Below are 18,718 nucleotides of genomic sequence, written 5' to 3' on the forward strand. Positions count from 1 at the left end.
AACGTGTGTGCAGCAGTTGCGGATCGGAACCCTGACCATCCCGAGGCAGCGCGAGACCGGCGCTGCCCGGCCGCCGCGGGACATCGTCGCGCAGCCCGTGCCGTACATCCTGGCGACCATGTTCTTCGGCGCCTACACGCTGATATCGCTGCTGCGCTTCCGCCGCGTCGAGAACGCGTCGTGGGACCTGGCGATCTTCGAGCAGGCGGTCAAGGGGTACGCGCACTTCGGCGCGCCGATCGTGGACGTGCGGCAGCCGGGCATGAACCAGCTCGGCGACCACTTCAGCCCGATCCTGGTCACCCTCGCACCGCTGTACCGTGTCTTCCCGTCGCCGGTGACGCTGCTGCTCGCGCAGGCGCTGCTGTTCGCCGTCGCCGTCATCCCCGTCACACGCATCGCCATCCGGTTCCTCGGCGAGGCCCGCGGGACCGCGGTCGGCATCGCGTACGGCCTGTCCTGGGGCATCCAGCGGGCGGTCGAGTTCGACTTCCACGAGATCGCCTTCGCCGTACCGCTCATCGCGTTCACGCTGGAGAAGCTGCTGCTGCGGCGCTGGCTCGCCGCGATCCTGTGGTGTCTGCCGCTGTTGCTGGTCAAGGAAGACCTCGCGCTCACCGTCGGGGCGGTCGGCATCTACCTGCTGACCCAGCGTCAGTGGCGGCTGGGTGCCGTGCTGATGGTCGCGGGCGCGGCGGCGATGGCGCTGACGGTCTATGTCCTCATCCCGGCGCTCAACCCGGACGGCGTGTACGACCAGGGCAAGAGCGCGGGCGGCGGCTCGCTCTTCGGTATCTTCGGGGGCTTCCCCAAGGACCTGGTGTGGCCGTTCATCAAGGTCAAGACGCTGCTGTGGGTGTTCGGCGCGGTCGGATTCCTCGCGCTGCGCTCGCCGGTCGCGGTCATCGCGGTCCCCACGCTCGCCTGGCGGCTGCTGTCCGACACCCCGAACCACTGGGGCCAGGACTGGCACTACAACGCCGTGCTGATGCCGATCGTCTTCGTCGCCCTCGTGGACGGCATCAAGCGCGCCGGCGAGTCGCCGCGGCCGTGGCTGCGGACGTACGCGCGCAACATCCCCGCCGGCGTCGCGGGCGCGTCGCTCGCGCTGTGCGCCTTCCTGCCGGCGTCGCGGCTCATCGAGCCCGAGGAGTACAAGACCCCGCCGCGCCTTCCCGCCGCCAACGCGGCGGTGCACAAGGTGGCCAAGGGTTCCACGGTCGAGACCGATCTCGGGCTGATCTCGCAACTCCCGTCCCGTGCCCGGGTGTTCTGGATCGGCGCGACCGGCGGCGTGGTGCCGGACTACGTCGCGGTCAACGAGCCGGACGACTGGGGCGAGGAGGCCCGCGAGCGGCTGGTCCAGGAGGCCGCCGACCGGCACCCGGGCGCGGTGTACGAGATCGTCTTCGCGGACACGTTCGTCATCCTCGAACGCGTGGCCTGAGCACGCCCGCCGCCGCCGCGCGGGTGGCCTGATCACGCCCGGCGGCGCCGCTGCCCGTCCCGTTTCTCGACCCGTTACCCGTCGCGCTGCCCGTCCCGCTTCACGCCGCCGAGCGCGACCAGGCGGGCCGAGCAGCGCCGGGCGTCGTCCGGCCCGGCGAGCGCCTGCCACGCGCGCACGTGCGCGGTGACGAGCGCGTCGATCTCGGCCGCCGACACCGAGGCCCAGCACGGGACCTGGCGCGCCCAAGCCTCGGCGTCCGCCGCGGTGTGGCCGTGCTCCATGAGCCGCAGCACCGCGTGCGCGACTTCCAGCCACGCGGGGCCGCGCGCGGCGGTGGCCCAGTCGACCACGTACGCCCGCTTGCCGCAGGACAGCAGGTTGTGCGGGTTCAGGTCGGTGTGCAGCAGGCTCTCGCCCTCCAGCAGGCGCAGCGCGGTCGTGTCGAGGTAGTCGGCCCAGCGGTCCGCGACGCGCTCCAGGGGTACGTCGGCGCCCGGCGGCGCGAGCGCGGCCAGCCGCCGCAACGCGTCGGCCACGCAAGGCAGATCGGCCGAGCCGGGGGACAGGTCGGCGTGCCGCGCCTCGACGTACTCGAACACCAGGACGTCCCAGCCGCCCTTGCTTATGTGCCGCAGCAGCCGCGGGGACAGCTCGGTGACGTACGGCGCCACGACGGCCTCGACGTGCTGCTGCGCGACCGCCGGATGCCCGAGGCGCACCCCCTTGACGAAAAAGCTGCCCGAGGTGGTGCCGAGCGCGGACGCGAAGTCGCAGCTGTACCCGGCCCATACGGTGGCGGAATCACCGACGGCGCCGACCGTCTCCTCGACGCAGGCGCGCACCTCCGGGTGCAGATCCGGCCACGGGATGCGCGGCGCGGTCTGGAATCCCGGCGGAGGCGGGGGGATCCGGAGCGTCATCGCCGACCGCCCGGACCGCCGCCTCCCGGGCCGTGCCGCGCCGGTCCGCCGAGGCCCCGCCGACCCGCGGTGCCGTCGCGCGCATCGCGGTTGTCGTCCCGCTTGTCGCCACGGTTGTCACCTCGGTTGTCGTCGCCGGGCGGCGGGGGCGCAGGTCGCAGCGGCGACATGGTGGTTCCGCACAGGCGGCAGCGCTTCTTGCCGCTCCAGTCGACCCAGTCGTGCGGCGGACATCTATCGGGCACGACTCCCACCCCTGCACTGCTCGTTCGTGCTCCGGACGGAAGGTGCTCCGGAGAATCGAGCATGGCCGCGACGGGGGGCGCGTCACAAGGGCGCACGGCCGGAATCATGCGATCGTGGGTTAAATCCGTGGTCGTCGGCGCGTCGCCACGGGCAGACTGCCGGGGACATGAGAAGCCACGAGAACACCGAGGCGGACCGCGGGACCACCGCGCAAGAGGCCCCGCCCAACCGCGCGATTCGGGCGCTGCACACCGACGCGACCGTCACCGTCTACCAGGCCTACAAGCCGCAGATCGCCACCTTCGCCGCACGTGAGGGGCAGTTTCCGGACACCTGGAGCCGCGAGCGCATGACCTGGGTCAAGCCCAGTTTCCTGTGGATGATGTACCGCTGCGGCTGGGCCACCAAGAAGCTCCAGGAACGCGTGCTCGCGCTGGAGATCACCCGCGAGGGATTCGAGTCCGCACTCGCCGGGGCGTGCCTGAGCCATTTCGACGCGAACGTCTACCCGGACCGCGACACGTGGGGCACGCGCCTGCACCGCACGTCCGTGCGCGTGCAGTGGGACCCCGAGCGCGACTTCCACCTGCGCCCGCTGGCCCACCGCTCGCTCCAACTCGGCCTCGCGGGCTGGGCGACCCGGGCCTACGCCGACGAATGGCTCGTCTCGGTCCGGGACGTCACCGCCCTCGCGCACGAGATGCACGACCTGGTCCGCGCGGGTGACCTCGCGGCAGCGTCGGCACTGCTGCCGGACGAGCGCCCGTACGACCTCACCCCCGACCTCACCGCCACGATCGGCGCGACGCCCGTCTAGCACTACTGGTACGCCTACTACTGGTACGCCCGAACCGGCCGCGGCCGCGGAACGAGCTGCGCGTCAGTCGCCTTCGGCGTGCGGGAACTCCGGGGGCCTGGGTGGCGCCGGGGGGCGCTGCGACGTGGCGGCCGGGGTGCCCGGGGCCGTCGCCGTCCACTCGCCTCCGGCCCGCGCGGATCCGGGGGCCGCCGCTGCCGGGGTGCCGTCGCCGCGGCGGAGCATCGCGAGCAGCGGGTACAGGCTCGCGCAGAGGGCCAGCAAAGTGAAGAACAGGCACAAATACGCGCCGACGGCCAGGTCGAACGAGCCGTTCGGGAGGTCGTCGATGGGTTCGCCGGCCCGGTCGAGCGTGGTCATCATCACCACGATGATCATCAGCGCGGCGAACGCGGGGACACCCGCGAGCGGCAGCAGGCGACGGCGGCGCGTCAGGAGCACGTAGCCGGCGATCGCGACCACCGCGGCCAGGAGGATCACCAGGATGATCGGCGCGGCGGGCAGGATGTCGCGGTTGAACCCGTTGCGGGTCTCCTCCGCATCGAAGATCTCGGCGACCCACCAGTCGGGGAACATCATCCCGACGCCGATCACGCCGCAGACCATCGCGGCGAGCGCGGGCCAGTCCTCGGTCATGTCGAAATCGCCGAAGCCGCCGCGCGGCTTGGCGTAGGCGGTGGACGGCACCCCGGGCGGGGCGGTGGACGAGGCGCCTGCCTGGGTCGAGCCGGTCGGCCCGGCGGGCGGGGGCGGCGGAGTCGGCGGAACCGGGGGCGGCGGGGGAGCGGGCGCCCGGCCCGCGGCGGGGGTGGACGCCGACGGCGGTTGCCCGGCGGCGTTGCCGGGTGCCTGGCCGGGCGTCCGGCCCGGTGCCTCATCGGGCGTCTGTCCAGGCGCCTGTCCAGGCGTCTGTCCGGGCGCCGATTGGGCAGGGGGAGGGGTGTGCGGCGGCTCCGGAGTCCCGGGCGCTCCGGGGTCCGGCGGCTCGTACGGCCGGTCTGTATCCATACAAACCACGCTAAGCCGCCCTATCCTCACCCGCAGTCCGAGACAGTGGCCGCCCCGGTGTCCCAAGATGCTTGATATTGACAAGCTCTTTCGTTTGGGAGAAATTCGACTCTGCCAAGTACCTGCGTAATAGGAGCCGATGACGTGCATCTCGCCCCAACACCCGCGCAGGAAGCCCTGCGCGCCGAGCTGCGGGAGTACTTCGCCCGCGTGATCACCCCGGACGTCCGGGCAGCCCTCGAAGCCGAGGGGGAGGCGGGCGGCGAGACGACGCAGCGGGTCCGGCGGCAGCTGGGCAGCGACGGCTGGCTGGGCATCGGCTGGCCGGTCGAGTACGGCGGCCAGGGCAAGGGCCCGGAGATGCAGTTCATCTTCTTCGACGAGGCGTACCGCGCCGGCGCGCCCGTCTCGATGGTGACGCTCAACACGGTCGGCCCCACGCTGATCAAGTACGGCAGCGAAGAGCAGAAGAAGTACTTCCTGCCCAAGATCGTCTCCGGCGAGATCATCTTCGCGATCGGCTACAGCGAGCCCTCGGCCGGCACCGACCTCGCGTCGCTCCAGACCAAGGCGGTCCGCGAGGGCGACGAGTGGGTGATCAACGGCCAGAAGATCTTCACCAGCACCGCCCAGGGCGCCGACTGGATCTGGCTCGCCTGCCGCACCGACACCGAGGCGCCCAAGCACAAGGGCATCACGATGATCCTGGTGCCGACCAACGACCCCGGGTTCGCCTGGACGCCGATCGTCACGGTCGGCGGCATGGCCACGACGGCGACGTACTACGACAACGTCCGCGTGCCGTACTCGAACCTCGTGTACGAGGAGAACCGCGGCTGGAACCTCATCACCAACCAGCTCAACCACGAGCGGGTGGCGCTGGCCGCGCTCGGCATGCAGGCCGAGGACTTCTTCGACGAGGTCCTGGAGTGGGCGCGTGAGACCGAGGTCGAGGACGGCGTGCGGGTCATCGACCAGCCGTGGGTGCAGCTCAAGCTGGCGGAGACGTACGCCCGTCTGTCCGCGGTGCGCATGTTCAGCTGGCGCCTCGTCCACGACGTGGGCAACAACACGCTCAACGCCGGTGACGCCTCCGGGGTCAAGTTCTTCGGTACCGAAGGCGCCATCGAGGTGTACCGGAACCTCATGGAGATCGTCGGTCCGGACGCCCTGCTGCGCCCCAAGGCGCCGGGTGCGTTCAGCGGCGGCCACCTGGAGGCGATGAACCGCCGGGCGCAGATCAACACGTTCGGCGGCGGCGTCAGTGAGGTCCAGCGCGAGATCGTCGCCATGGTGCGGCTCGGGATGACGAAGGTGAAGCGGTGACGGTCAATACAGCGGCCAACGCGGCCGAGGCGGCGGACGGCGAGGCGAAGGCGGCGTTCCTCGCGCGCCTCAAGGAGTTCGAGGGCGTGCACTCGGAGTCGGGCGTCGTGGCGCTCGACCCGGTGAACGGGCCGATGATCCGGCACTGGGCCGAGACCATGGGCGACACCAACCCCGTCTACGTGGACGCGGAGTTCGCCGAGGGCACGCACTTCGGCGGCATCGTCGCCCCGGCGACCATGCTCCAGGTGTGGACGATGCGCGGCCTCCAGCCCGCGGTCGCCAACCCCGACAGCCCGGTGCAGAAGCTGTACGACCTCGTCGTCGAGGCCGGCTTCGGCTCGGTGGTCGCCACCAACTGCGAGCAGGAGTACGTCCGCCCGCTGCGGCTCGGCGAGGTCATCGAGTTCGACCAGCTCATCGAGACGGTGTCGGAGGAGAAGACCACCGGCCTGGGCACCGGCCACTTCATCACCACGCTGATGAACATCTTCGTGCGCGACGGCGAGGAGCGGGAGCTGGTCGGCACGCACCGCTTCCGCATCCTGCGCTACACGCCGCACAAGAAGAAGGCCAAGGAGGCGAAGCGCCCGCCGCGCCCGCGCCGCGTCGTCAACCGCGACAACCAGCCCTTCTGGGACGGCGTCGACGCCGACAAGCTGCTGATCCAGCGCTGCGCGAACTGCCAGACGCTGCGGCTGCCGTTCGGCCCGGGCTGCAACAAGTGCGCGTCGCTGGAGTGGGACACGATCGAGGCGGCCGGCGGCGGCACGATCTACTCGCACGTCACGATGCACTACCCGAAGTTCGCGGCGTTCGACATGCCGTACGCCGTCGCGCTCGTCGAGCTCGACGAGGGGGTGCGCACGCTGTCCAACATCGAGGGCATCCCGCACGACGAGGTGCGCATCGGCATGCGCGTGCAGTTGGAGTTCGTGCAGCACGACGCCGAACTCAAGGTGCCCGCCTTCCGCCCGGTCGAGCAGGAGGGCTGACCATGGACTTCAACCTCACCGAGGACCAGCAGGCGCTGGCCGGACTGGCCGGGGACATCTTCGAGGCGCGGTCCACGCACGACCGCATGAAGCAGCTCAAGGCCGCGGGCCTGGAGTTCGACGCCGACCTGTGGCGCGACGTCGCCGAGGCCGGGCTCGTGGGCGCGGTCATCGACGAGAAGCACGACGGCGGCGGCCTGGGCATCGTCGGCCTCGCGCTGCTCCTGGAGCAGCAGGGCCGGTTCACCGCCCAGGTGCCGCTCCTGGACACGCTGGCGTACGGCGTCCTGCCGCTTCTGCGGTTCGGCTCCGCCGAGCGCATCGAGGCGGAGCTGCCCGGGCTGCTCGACGGGTCCCGCATCGTCGCGGGCGCGATCGCCGAGGCCGGGGCGGGGCTGCCCGGCAAGCCGAAGGTGACGGCGCGTCAGGAGGGCGACGCGTACGTCCTCGACGGCGTCAAGCGCACGGTGCCGTGGGCGCAGGTCGCCACGCACGTGCTGGTGACCGCGAACGCGGACGGGCGTACCGCGGTGTTCCTCGTGGACACCGCCGCGGACGGGGTCGCCGTCGAGGCCGCCCCGACGACCGCGCCGTGGGCGTCCGGCCACGTGACCCTCAGCGGCGCGCGCGGCCTGCCGGTCGGCGAGGTCGCCGACGGCGAGGCGGTCGCGGCGTGGATCGTCGACCGGGCGCGGGTCGCGCTCGCGGCGGTGCAGGTCGGCGTGTGCGCGCAGGCGCTCACCCGGACCGTCGAGTACGTCACGACGCGCGAGCAGTTCGGCAAGCCGCTGTCCACCAAGCAGGGCGTCATGATGCGCGCGGCCGAGGCGTACATGGACACCGAGGCCATCCGCGTCACCGTCCTGGAGGCGGCCTGGCGCATGGACCAGGGCGAGGCCGCGACCGAGCAGGCGCTGGTCGCCCGCTGGTGGGCCTCCGAGGGCGGCAAGCGCGCCGTCCACGCGTGCCAGCACCTGCACGGCGGCATGGGCTCCGACATCGACCACCCGATCCACCGCCACTTCCTGTGGGGCCGTCAGATCGACGTGACCCTCGGCAGCGGCATCCAGCAGCTCGCGGCCCTCGGTGCGCTCTTCGCGCAGGGCAGTGCGAAGGGAGCAGGCGCATGACCACCACGACGAGCCGCACGTACGCCGACGTCAACGTCGGCGACGAGCTCCCCGAGCTGGTGATCCCGCTCACCCGCACCCTGATCACGGCGACCGCGATCGCCACGCGCGACTACCAGGACGTGCACCACGACCCGGGCCTCGCGCAGGAGAAGGGCTCGCCGGACATCTTCATGAACATCCTGACCAGCAACGGCCTCGTGGGCCGCCTGGTCACCGACTGGGGCGGTCCGGAGACCGAGCTGCGCAAGGTCGCGATCCGCCTCGGCGCTCCGAACTACCCGGGCGACACGATGACGCTCACCGGCAAGGTCACCGCGAAGGCCGACGGCCTGGTCGAGGTGGCGGTCGTCGGTGCGAACAAGCTCGGCAACCACGTGACGGGGACCGTCACCGTCGCGCTTCCGGGAGGCGAGAAGTGAGTCTCAAGCATGCGGACTCCCTGAAGGGCAAGACCGCGATCGCGGGCATCGGCGCGACCGAGTTCTCCAAGGAGTCGGGGCGCAGCGAACTGCGGCTCGCCGCCGAGGCGGTCGGTGCCGCGCTGGACGACGCGGGCATCGCGCCGTCCGAGGTCGACGGCCTGGTCACCTTCACGATGGACACCAACCCGGAGATCTCCGTCGCGCAGGCGTGCGGCATCGGGGACCTGACGTTCTTCAGCCGGGTGAACTTCGGCGGCGGCGCGGCGTGCGGCACGGTGGCGCACGCGGCGATGGCGGTGGCCACCGGGCTCGCCGACGTCGTGGTCTGCTACCGGGCGTTCAACGAGCGCTCGGGGCGCCGGTTCGGCTCGGGCGTGCTGGAGCGCGAGCCGAGCGCGGAGGGCGTCGCGATCGGGTGGAACATGCCGTACGGCCTGCTCACGCCCGCGTCGTGGGTGGCCATGTTCGCGCAGCGCTACCTGCACGTGTACGGCGCGAGCACCGAGGCGTTCGGCCACGTGGCGATCGCGGACCGGCAGCACGCCGCGACCAACCCGGCGGCGTACTTCTACGGCAAGCCGATCACCATGGAGGACCACCAGAACGCGCGGCGCATCGTCGAGCCGCTCGGGCTGCTGGACTGCTGCCAGGAGACCGACGGCGGCCAGGCGCTCGTGGTCGTGAGCGCCGAGCGGGCCAAGGACCTGAAGCAGAAGCCGGCCGTCATCAACGCGGCGGCGCAGGGCGCGGGCCGCCAGCAGGAGATGATGACCAGCTTCTACCGCGACGAGATGACCGGTCTCGCGGAGATGCAGGTGGTCGCCAAGCAGCTGTGGCAGACGTCGGGCCTGACGCCGGACGACATCCAGACGGCGGTGCTGTACGACCACTTCACGCCGTTCGTGCTGATGCAGCTTGAGGAGTTCGGCTTCTGCGGGCGCGGCGAGGCGCCGGGCTTCGTGTCCGACAACAACCTGCTGCGCGGCGGCAAGCTGCCGACCAACACGCACGGCGGGCAGCTCGGCGAGGCCTACCTGCACGGTATGAACGGCATCGCGGAGGCGGTCCGGCAGATCCGGGGCACCTCGGTGAACCAGGTCGACGACGTGCACAACGTGCTGGTCACGGCGGGTACGGGCGTGCCGACCTCGGGTCTGATCCTCGGTCAGGGCTGAGGCACCGCCGCTCGGTTGACGGTCTTGCGGCCCCGGTCTTCCCAGGAAGGCCGGGGCCAGGCCGTGCCTGCCGACACAACCTAGGCCGAACGCGTGGTCGTGCCGCGCGTCCTGCGGTATTTGTCCGATCTTCTGCCTTCTCGTACGCAGCGTGGAACGACCGACACCTGTGGACGAGAAGGGAGGCGGTCGTGCGCCGCATCCACCGGGCGGGGACGTCCGTCCTGCTCACCGCCGCCCTGACGGCCCTCGCGGTGCCCGTCGCCGACGCCCGGGAGGCCGCGCCGCGCGGGATGCGCACGGTCACCGGCGCCGCGTTCGACACGTGCGAGGCGCCCGCGGTCTCGGCGATGAAGGCGTGGCGGGCCTCGCCGTACAAGGCCGTGGGCATCTACGTCGGCGGCGCGAACCGCGGCTGCGCCAACAAGGGGCTGACCCGCGACTGGGTGCGGAAGGTGCACGCCCAGGGCTGGGAGTTCCTGCCGTTGTACGTCGGCTCCCAGGCATCCTGCACGACCTCGAAGAAAATGCAGCGCATCGACCCGGCGCGGAGCTGGGACATGGGCCGGGCGGAGGGGGACGACGCGGTCGACCGGGCGGCGGCCGTCGGCTTCAAGAAGGGCAGCGCCGTCTACCTCGACATGGAGCACTACGACAACCGTGACGCGGACTGTCGGCGTGACGTGCTCAACTTCGTGTCCGCGTGGAGCGACAAGGTGCGGGCCCGCGGCTTTGTACCGGGGTACTACAGCAGTCTCAGCTCGGGCGTCGCGGATCTCGTGGCGGTCGCCGGGACGCGGTCGGTGCCCGACGCGATCTGGTACGCGCGCTGGGACGACAAGGCGGTGACCAGCGGGGACGGCGCCGTCCCGGACCACCTGTGGCCGGGGCGCCGGGTCAAGCAGCATGCGGGGAACGTCAAGGAGACCTACGGCGGGGTGACGGTCAATATCGACCGGAACGCGCTGGCAGGGCCGGTCGGGGTGCTCTGAGCTCGCGCACCGGAGTGCCGCGCGTACCGCCGCGGGACATCTCGCGGCTCAACTCGCGGCTCATCTCGCCGACCAGCAGGGCCAGTTCGGTGGCCAGGTCGACGGCGTGACCGTGCCGCGGGTTCTCGCGCATCCACCAGCACATGATCTGCACGATCGGGCCCGCGGCGTGGGGGTTGCCGAGGATCGCCGCGCGGGCGGCGACGGGGTGCGGCGGCTGCTGGTCGGAGCCGACGCGGAACCATCGGCCGTCGCGGAAGCCGAGGGCGGGGTGGCCGAGGGCGTCGGGGAGGACGACGTCGAACGGCCTGGGGGTGAAGGGCGCGTACATGGCCTGATTGTCATCGGGGGTTAGGCCGAATGGTGGAACAAGCGCCTGATTTCACCCGTACGTAGGGCTTTTGGGGACTTGCATTGCGTGCGAGGCGCGGCACGCCGGGCGCAGGAGCCGTGCGCGCCCGCGCGCGGCCGGGGGCCTGGTGCTGTGGCCGGGCACCGGCAAACCCTCCCGGCGCCGGCGCTGGTTGCGCGCGACTCGCGTCACACCTCGGCGGGTGATCGTCAACTCTGTTGCTTGCCGCAACTAACGCCGCTATCTTTAGTTGCACGAAACAATGGTGGATGGTGGAGCGATGTCGGCGATTGCGAGTGACACGGCGTCAGGCAGATCGGAGCCGGGCGCCGACGGGGAGTTCACGCACCGTCAGATCATGAAGGTGATGAGCGTCCTGCTCGTCTCCCTCTTCGTGGCCTGCATATCCGGCACGGTCATCAGCACCGCGCTGCCCACGATCGTCGGCGACCTCGGCGGTCAGGACCAGCTCGCCTGGGTCGCGAGCGCGGGCCTGCTCACCACCACCGCCTCGACCCCGCTCTGGGGCAAGCTCTCCGACCTCTACGGCCGCAAGCGGCTGTTCCGCATCGCGCTCATCCTCTTCGCGGCCTCCTCGGCGCTCGCCGGACTCTCGCAGAGCATGCCCCAGTTGATCGCGGCGCGCGCGGCCCAGGGCGTCGGCGTCGGCGGCATCACCGCGCTGACGCAGGCGATCATGGCGGACGTCACGACGCCGCGCACCCGCGGCCGCTACTCCGGCTGGATCGGCTCGGCGTTCGGCGTCGCGACCGTGGCAGGCCCGCTGATCGGCGGCTTCCTCGTCGGCTCCGAGGCGCTGGGCTGGCGCTGGACCTTCTACGTCGGCATCCCCTTCGCGGTTGCCGCGCTGGTGATGGTGGAGCGCGTCCTCAAGTTGCCGCACGTCCGGCGTGAGGCGCACGTCGACTACCTCGGCGCCGCGCTGATCACCGGGGCGATCACCTCGGTCCTTCTGGCGCTGTCGCTCGGCGGGCAGAAGTGGGCGTGGAACTCGGGGACGACGTACACGCTGGCGACGCTCACCGTGGTGCTCGGCCTGGCCGCGGTGTGGCAGGAGCGCCGGGCGCGGCAGCCGATCCTGCCGCCGCACCTGTTCCGCAGCCGGACCTTCAGGCTCGCCGGCACCGGCTCGTTCTTCGTCGGCTTCGCGATGTTCGGCGCGATGATCTACCTGCCGCAGTACCTCCAGATCGTGCGCGGCATGAGCCCGACGCGGTCGGGGCTGATGACGCTGCCCATGGTGCTCGGCATGCTGGGGGCGTCCATCGTGTCCGGGCGGATGATCACCCGGTTCGGGCGCTGGAAGGCGTTCCCGCTGGTCGGCCTGCCGATGATCGCGCTCGGCCTGTTCCTGCTGGGCAACCTCGCGGTCGGCACGCCGCTCGCTCTCGCCGGGCTCTACATGCTCGTGCTGGGCGTCGGGCTCGGGCTGTCGTCGCAGGTGCTGGTGCTGGCGATCCAGAACGACGTGGACCCGGACGACATCGGCACCGCGACGTCGTCGGCGTCCTTCTTCCGTTCGATGGGCGGCGCGGTCGGCGTCGGCGTGCTGGGCGCGATCCTCAGCTCGCGGCTCAGCTCCGGCATCCCCGAGCTGATGCGCGAGCGGCATGTCGCGCCGCCGCCCGGGACGGACGTCGACCACCTGCTGGGCAGCCCGTCCGCGATCCACGAACTCGACGCGCCGCTGCGCGACACCGTCGTGGACGGCTTCACCCAGGGCCTGCACACCGTCTTCCTGACCGCCGCGCCGGTCACGCTGCTCGGCTTCATCGCGGTGCTCGCCATCCGCGAAGTCGCGCTGCGCGGCGGGCGGAACGCCAAGGAGGCGATCGGGCCGGACGACGGGCCGGCCGGCGGGGACGGGGACCGCGGCGGTGCCCGCGGCGGCGCGCGTGCGTCGCGTGCCGGGCGGGGCGGCGAGCGCGGCGGGGACGCCGCAGATGCGGAGTCCGACGTACCGCCAGGTACGACCGCGGCCGAAGCCGGAGCGCCCGTCTCGCAAAGGGCCGGCGTCCGGGGCTGACAACAGCGGTTTCGGGCAGCACAATCCTGGTAATCGGCGTACCGGCCGGTAGGCAGCCCGACACTGCCCGGTCCCCACGCGGCCGCAGACCACCAGGAGGTCTCGTAAATGCTGAGCACGATGCAGGACGTGCCGCTCACGATCACACGGATCATGCGGCACGGCACAACGGTGCACGGCGCCTCGCAGGTCGTGACATGGACCGGGGCCGAGCCGCGGCGCGCGTCGTACGCCGAGGTCGGGCGCCGCGCCGCCCAGCTCGCGCACGCACTGCGCGGACTCGGCATCACCGGCGACCAGCGGGTGGCGACCTTCCTGTGGAACAACCAGGAGCACCTGGAGTGCTACCTGGCGGTGCCCTCGATGGGCGCCGTCCTCCACACCCTCAACCTGCGGCTGCCCGGCGACCAGCTCATCTACATCGCCAACCACGCCGACGACAAGGTGCTGGTCGTCGACGGCAGCCTCGTGCCGCTCTTCGCCCCGGCGCTGCCCGCGCTCAAGACGATCGAGCACGTCGTCGTCACCGGCGACGTGGACCTCACGCCGCTGGACGGCGACCACGGCAAGACGATCCACCGCTACGACGACCTCCTCGCCGGTCAGCCCACGGAGTTCGACTGGGACGAGGAGATCGACGAGCGGTCCGCGGCCGCGATGTGCTACACGAGCGGAACAACCGGCAACCCCAAGGGAGTTGCGTACAGCCACCGCTCGACCTACTTGCACAGCATGCAGATCTGCATGATGGAGGGCTTCGGCCTCGGATCGCGCGACAACGTGCTGCCGGTGGTGCCGATGTTCCACGTCAACGCGTGGGGCCTGCCGTACGCCGCGATGCTCTCCGGCGCGTCGATCCTCATGCCGGACCGTTTCCTCCAGGCCGAACCGCTCGCCGAGATGATCGTCGCCGAGCAGCCGACCATGGCCGCGGCCGTCCCCACCATCTGGACCGCGCTGCTCAACCACCTCGACCAGACCAAGCAGGACGTCACCTCGCTGCGCGAGGTCATCGTCGGCGGCTCGGCCTGCCCGCCCGCGCTTATGGAGGCATTCGAGAAGCGGCACGGGCTGCGCATCATCCACGCGTGGGGCATGACCGAGACGTCCCCGCTCGGCACCGTCGCGCGCGCCCCGGCGGGCGTCACCGGCGAGGCGGAGATGCCGTACCGCGTCACCCAGGGCCGCCTCCCCGCCTCCGTGCAGGGCCGCCTCGTCGGCCCCGACGGCTCCCTCATGCCCCACGACGGCCAGTCCGTCGGCGAGTTGGAGGTCCGCGGCCCCTGGATCGCCGGCGGCTACATCAGCGGCGAGACCGGCTCCGACTCCGTCGAGGGCGACCGCTTCCACGACGGCTGGCTCCGCACCGGCGACGTCGGCACCCTCTCCGCCGACGGCTACCTCACCCTCACCGACCGCTCCAAGGACGTCATCAAGTCCGGCGGCGAGTGGATCTCCTCCGTCGACCTCGAAAACCACCTGATGGCCCACCCCGACGTCGCCGAGGCCGCCGTCGTCGGCGTCCCCGACGAAAAGTGGGGCGAACGCCCCCTCGCCACCGTCGTGTTGCGGGAAGGCGCCACCGCCGACCTCGCCGCCCTCAAGGACTTCATCGCCGGCCGCGTAGCCCGCTGGCAGGTCCCCGAACGCTGGACCCTCGTAGCAGCCGTCCCCAAAACCAGCGTAGGCAAGTTCGACAAAAAGGTGATCCGCCGCCAGTACCACGACAACGAACTCGACGTAACCAAGCTCCCGTAGTCCCAACTCCCGGTTCCCCAGGGCCCGACGCACGCCACGCGTCGGGCCCTTACCCATGCCCACCCTGTCCCATTTACGTCAACCACCCGTATGGCGGCCCGCGGATAGATCGGCAACACCCGTGCTCTTAGCCTCGTTTCAGAGGTAAGTCGTCACGTGTGGAACGCATGGGCGAAAGGACCGATGGGGGAGGCGGGGTGTTTCGTAGATGCTTCTTGCCGACGAAAAGTCGGACTACGAGGCCTACGTCATGCGGTTGGTTGAAGGGGCACTCTGGTATGCCCTCGCCGTTTGTGCGCTCGGCGTCCTGATCGTCGCCGCCAAGATCGTCATGGGTGTGATTGAAGGCAACCCGCAGCGTGAGGCTTTCGGTCTGCTGTGGGTCATGGGCGGTTGCCTGCTTGCCGTCTCGGCGACGGCGATCGTTTCCGCGCTCGTGTAATCGACTGCCTCGTTGTAAGTGCGCGGCGCTGCGTGATTCGCAGTGGGAGATTCCGGGGGAGGAATGAATCGGCACCAAGAGCCTCTGCCACCCAATCCATGGGTCGCAAAGCGCGAGGAAATGCAGCCGACCGCACCCGCAAAGCGTGCGGAGGCTTCCTATATGAGCGTGGGACCCGACCGCCCGCATCGCGGCCTGTCGACGCCCGACGTCGGCCTTCCCCTGTGGACGCCACAACAGTGGCCCGTCGCCCGATGGTGGTGGGTGGGCTGCCACGGGGGGGCCGGAGTGACCAAGCTGCACCACGAGGTGCCCGGCGGTGCGGATTTGGGGGTCCGTGCCTGGCCGATCCGCCCGGATGGCGGAGCAACGCAGGTCGTGCTTGTCGCCCGTACGCATGCCAGAGGTTTGACAGCGGCGCAGGATGCCGCGCGTCAGTGGGCATCCGGCGCCGCGGGCAACGTTGTTCTGCTTGGACTGATAGCGGTTGCCGACGCCCCCGGTCGTATGCCCAAAGCGCTCAGCGACTCTCTGCGTTTCGTGGCCGGCGGACTACCGCGACTGTGGCGCATTCCGTGGGTCGAGGACTGGCGCTCGGCGTATCCGTCACACACCGGTCCTTCTATTCGCGAAACCGTCCGACTGGCAGCGGACTTGGCACGGCTTGTTCCGTCGAGCTTGGAGATCCGATGAAGACGCAGGATTACTGGTTCACCCCCCTTGCCGACGACATACCGGACAGCAAGCCGAAGCAGCCGCCCGGATCCATCGGAGACGGCCTTTCCACCCTCATGAACTGGGGCTCGTGGGTTGTCATGGCCATCTGTGGACTGGCTGTGCTGGTGTGCGCCGGACGAATGGCCATGGCCCACAGGAGTGGTGCCGACGGAGGCGAACACATGGTGGGCCTCGTGTGGATCATCATCGCGGCCGTCCTGGCGGGGAGCGGGGCGGCGATCGTCAACACGTTCATCGGCTGAGACGGTCGGGACGTTGGCAGTATTGCGGCGACGACGTTCGCGAACGGTCGATCCGGGCAGCGACAACCCCTTTACCGAAAGGGGGTTCGTTGCGGCCGCGGGGTTCATGGCTCTCGTGGCCGTCTGCGGAGCCGTGGCCTTCATTACGGGTCCCCCCGAATCTGCCGGCACGGTTGCGCAGCCATCATTCTCCAAGTCCGTCACAGCCGCGCCGAAACCCCAGACGAGAGTCCCCGCGCCCTCCCAAGGAGCCAACAACCCCGCTCCTCGACCGAACGGTGCTTGCGCCGCGTTTCCGCCGACCGCGGCCGAGCCTCCGACTGTCGAACCAATCGACACGCAGTGGGTTCCTGCGGGCGGCCACCTCACTCCGTCCTCCGTGATTTCCGGACCACAGGTGATCGACGGAGACATCGCCCGTTGCTTCAGTCGAACCCGGATCGGCGCCGTATTCGCAGCCGTCCACCACAGTTGGCGGTACAGATGGACGCAGGACTGGGGAGCAGCGGCCCAGTACTTGCTGGCGCCGGGGCCCGGACGGGACGCCTACGTACGGGACCGAAGCGTCCGCAGCGGTCCGTACGGACAGGCCGCTCCGACCACGACAGCAAAAGACGGCCCCCAGCCGATCGGGTTCCGACTTCTGGAACAGACGCCGGACCGGGCACGGGTTGATGTGATCACCGGTTCGCCGCTGAGCGGCATCGGTTCGCACACCGTCTGGACATTGGTGTGGATCGAAGGTGACTGGCGTCTGGAACTCCCGCCCGGTGGCGAACCCGCCTCGGTTCCGACGCGGGAGCAGGACGTGTTCGTCAGATGGGACACAGCGCGAGGCGGAACAACCAGCCTGGCGCCGTGAAGTCATCCGGATGACGGGGCCGACGACGGCGAAACCACTCGGACGAGAGGAATTCCCGTGACCCTCAAGCAACAAGGGGTGCGTGCACATGGAGACGCTGCGAGCCAAGCCCAGGACCTATGGCAATTGGCGCAAGCCCACATCGCCGGGAATTCTCGGGCTCGGCTTGGCCCCCACGGTTGCACTGCTTGCGGGGCTCGTTGTCGTGATCTTCACGCTGCTGGTGTCGATGGCACTTGCATTCGTGCTGATGGTTCTGATGTGTGCCGCGCTGGGGCCACTCATGATCCGGGACCGACACGGACGTACGGGTATGCAATGGTTGTCGACAAGGCTGGCGTGGACCATGGCTAAGGCAAGGGGCCGGCATCTGTACCGCTCCGGGCCGATCGGACGGATCCCGCCGGGGACCTGTCAATTGCCCGGGCTTGCGGCCAAGACGCGTCTACTCGACGCCACTGACGCCTACAAGCGACCGTTCGGGATTCTGCACATCCGGTCCTTGGACGATTTCACCGTGGTGCTTCAGTGCGACGCCGACGGAGCAGCGCTTGTGGACGACGACCAAGTGGACACGTGGGTGGCCTACTGGGGTCTGTGGCTGAGTTCTCTCGGCAGCGAATCGGGTTTGGCCGCTGCGTCGATCACCGTGGAGACGGCACCGGACACGGGGGAACGACTCCGTGAAGAGATCACCACGAACCTGCGAACCGACGCGCCGGAACTGTCCCGCCGCGTGCTGACGAAGGTCATGAACGACTACCCCGAAGGCGCGGCGCGCATCACCACCCGCATCGCCCTGACCTACGAGGGCCGTTCACGCACCAACGGACGGCGACGTAGCGCGGAGGAAATGGCGGCCGAGATCGGCACCCGTCTTCCGGCCCTCACATCGGGGCTTTCGATGACCGGCGCCGGCGCGGCGGTCCCCATGACAAGCGCCCAAATCGCCGCTGCCGTGCGTGTGGCCTACGACCCGACTGTCGCGGTGCTGCTCGACCGCGCACAGGCGGACCAAAGTACTGGGCTGCGATGGAGCGAAGCGGGGCCGTTCGCGACACAGGAGTCATGGGGGCACTACCGGCACGACAGCGCCTTCTCCATCACTTGGGCGATGTCGGATGCACCGCGGGGCGAGGTGTTCGCGACCGTCCTCCAGAGGTTGCTTGCGCCGCACGAAGACATCCTGCGCAAACGCGTGACGATCCTTTACCGGCCGCATGATCCGGGTACGGCAGCGCGCATCGTCGAACGCGACATCAAGGACGCCCGGTTCAAGGCCAACCAGGCGAAAAAGGCCTCCGCGCGGAATTCGGTGGCGTTGACCGCGGCCGAACAGACGGCCTTGGAAGAGGCAACAGGTGCCGGCTTGTTGCGGTTCGGCATGCTCGTCACGGCGACGGTGGACCACATCGAAAAGCTCGACCTTGCCGCGTCGGCAATTGACAACCTGTCGGCGTCAGCACGTCTCGTGCTCCGTCGTGCATATGGAGCACAGGCATCCTCGTTCGCCGCGGCACTCCCTCTCGGATTGGTTCTGCCGCGGCACGCCCGAGTGCCGCAAGTCGTCCGGGAAGCGATATGAGCCGCAACGGTGTTCGGGACAACGTTTCGGTGACTGCCGGGAGCAGGTCCGAGGTCGCGAGCAGCGTGGTCCCGCGGGGCCCGTGGTTCGGCCGTCGGGGGAGGCGTGCCCCAGACGCGGGAGTCCCCCCACGCATCACACCTGCGGATCCCGGGGCACGTGGGTGGCCCGGCTGGGGCGCGGGAACGGTCGGCCACATCGAACCGGT

At 70.2% G+C, this 18,718-nt stretch carries 17 protein-coding genes; 14 read left to right on the forward strand and 3 right to left on the reverse strand.

The features are described 5' to 3' along the window. Positions 1-7 precede the first annotated feature (7 nt). Positions 8-1,447 (forward strand): DUF2079 domain-containing protein, encoded by a 1,440-nt coding sequence (locus tag ACRX5S_RS08515; RefSeq protein WP_436772167.1) that lies wholly within the window; start codon positions 8-10, stop codon positions 1,445-1,447. 74 nt (positions 1,448-1,521) lie between these two features. Here ACRX5S_RS08515 and ACRX5S_RS08520 read toward each other — a convergent pair whose 3' ends face one another. Further along, entirely contained in the window at positions 1,522-2,370 is an 849-nt protein-coding gene (locus tag ACRX5S_RS08520; protein ID WP_436772168.1) for a phosphotransferase family protein, read from the reverse strand. Positions 2,371-2,782: 412 nt separating this feature from the next. On the opposite strand from ACRX5S_RS08520, the gene ACRX5S_RS08525 reads away from it, so the two are divergent. Further along, entirely contained in the window at positions 2,783-3,433 is a 651-nt protein-coding gene (locus ACRX5S_RS08525; RefSeq protein ID WP_436772169.1) for a DUF4291 domain-containing protein, read from the forward strand. A 63-nt stretch (positions 3,434-3,496) separates the two neighbouring features. Here ACRX5S_RS08525 and ACRX5S_RS08530 read toward each other — a convergent pair whose 3' ends face one another. After that, positions 3,497-4,441: a hypothetical protein gene (locus ACRX5S_RS08530; protein WP_436772170.1), complete on the reverse strand. Its 945-nt coding sequence runs from the start codon at positions 4,439-4,441 to the stop codon at positions 3,497-3,499. Between the two features lie 144 nt (positions 4,442-4,585). Between ACRX5S_RS08530 and ACRX5S_RS08535 the strand changes: the two genes are divergently transcribed. From ACRX5S_RS08535 to ACRX5S_RS08560, 6 genes are all read left to right on the forward strand, one after another. Next, a complete protein-coding gene (locus tag ACRX5S_RS08535) occupies positions 4,586-5,767 on the forward strand; it encodes an acyl-CoA dehydrogenase family protein (RefSeq protein WP_436772171.1) in 1,182 nt (393 codons plus the stop codon). Further along, positions 5,764-6,762 (forward strand): bifunctional MaoC family dehydratase N-terminal/OB-fold nucleic acid binding domain-containing protein, encoded by a 999-nt coding sequence (locus ACRX5S_RS08540; RefSeq protein ID WP_436772172.1) that lies wholly within the window; start codon positions 5,764-5,766, stop codon positions 6,760-6,762. The genes ACRX5S_RS08535 and ACRX5S_RS08540 overlap by 4 nt, the downstream gene beginning before the upstream one ends. Positions 6,763-6,764: 2 nt before the next feature. After that, positions 6,765-7,892 carry an acyl-CoA dehydrogenase family protein gene (locus ACRX5S_RS08545; protein ID WP_436772173.1) on the forward strand — a complete coding sequence of 376 codons (1,128 nt, stop codon included), beginning with the start codon at positions 6,765-6,767 and terminating at the stop codon, positions 7,890-7,892. After that, positions 7,889-8,314, forward strand: a complete 426-nt coding sequence (locus ACRX5S_RS08550) for a MaoC family dehydratase (RefSeq protein ID WP_436772174.1) — start codon at positions 7,889-7,891, stop codon at positions 8,312-8,314. Before ACRX5S_RS08545 ends, ACRX5S_RS08550 begins: the two co-directional genes overlap by 4 nt. After that, positions 8,311-9,492, forward strand: a complete 1,182-nt coding sequence (locus ACRX5S_RS08555) for a lipid-transfer protein (RefSeq protein ID WP_436772175.1) — start codon at positions 8,311-8,313, stop codon at positions 9,490-9,492. The genes ACRX5S_RS08550 and ACRX5S_RS08555 overlap by 4 nt, the downstream gene beginning before the upstream one ends. A gap of 191 nt (positions 9,493-9,683) precedes the next feature. Next, positions 9,684-10,484: a glycoside hydrolase domain-containing protein gene (locus ACRX5S_RS08560; protein WP_436772176.1), complete on the forward strand. Its 801-nt coding sequence runs from the start codon at positions 9,684-9,686 to the stop codon at positions 10,482-10,484. On the opposite strand, the gene ACRX5S_RS08565 is transcribed toward ACRX5S_RS08560, so the two are convergent. Continuing rightward, the gene (locus ACRX5S_RS08565; RefSeq protein ID WP_436772177.1) at positions 10,438-10,815 is read right to left on the reverse strand and encodes a hypothetical protein; all 378 of its coding nucleotides are present in this window, start codon (positions 10,813-10,815) and stop codon (positions 10,438-10,440) included. The two genes, ACRX5S_RS08560 and ACRX5S_RS08565, sit on opposite strands and share 47 nt — an antisense overlap. 301 nt (positions 10,816-11,116) lie before the next feature. On the opposite strand from ACRX5S_RS08565, the gene ACRX5S_RS08570 reads away from it, so the two are divergent. The 6 genes from ACRX5S_RS08570 to ACRX5S_RS08595 all read left to right on the forward strand — a co-directional run bounded on the left by ACRX5S_RS08570 (position 11,117) and on the right by ACRX5S_RS08595 (position 18,510). After that, positions 11,117-12,883: an MDR family MFS transporter gene (locus ACRX5S_RS08570; RefSeq protein WP_436772178.1), complete on the forward strand. Its 1,767-nt coding sequence runs from the start codon at positions 11,117-11,119 to the stop codon at positions 12,881-12,883. 108 nt (positions 12,884-12,991) lie between these two features. After that, positions 12,992-14,641: a long-chain fatty acid--CoA ligase gene (locus ACRX5S_RS08575; protein ID WP_436772179.1), complete on the forward strand. Its 1,650-nt coding sequence runs from the start codon at positions 12,992-12,994 to the stop codon at positions 14,639-14,641. A 208-nt stretch (positions 14,642-14,849) separates the two neighbouring features. After that, a complete protein-coding gene (locus tag ACRX5S_RS08580) occupies positions 14,850-15,083 on the forward strand; it encodes a hypothetical protein (RefSeq protein ID WP_436772180.1) in 234 nt (77 codons plus the stop codon). Positions 15,084-15,245: 162 nt separating this feature from the next. Continuing rightward, a complete protein-coding gene (locus ACRX5S_RS08585) occupies positions 15,246-15,776 on the forward strand; it encodes a DUF6668 family protein (protein ID WP_436772181.1) in 531 nt (176 codons plus the stop codon). After that, positions 15,773-16,063 (forward strand): hypothetical protein, encoded by a 291-nt coding sequence (locus ACRX5S_RS08590; protein WP_436772182.1) that lies wholly within the window; start codon positions 15,773-15,775, stop codon positions 16,061-16,063. Before ACRX5S_RS08585 ends, ACRX5S_RS08590 begins: the two co-directional genes overlap by 4 nt. Before the next feature lie 950 nt (positions 16,064-17,013). After that, positions 17,014-18,510, forward strand: coding sequence for an SCO6880 family protein (locus ACRX5S_RS08595; RefSeq protein ID WP_436772183.1), 1,497 nt, complete (start codon positions 17,014-17,016; stop codon positions 18,508-18,510). Positions 18,511-18,718: the final 208 nt, after the last annotated feature.

Origin of the sequence: Yinghuangia sp. YIM S09857, assembly GCF_051388915.1 — a bacterium.
Classification (GTDB): domain Bacteria; phylum Actinomycetota; class Actinomycetes; order Streptomycetales; family Streptomycetaceae; genus Yinghuangia.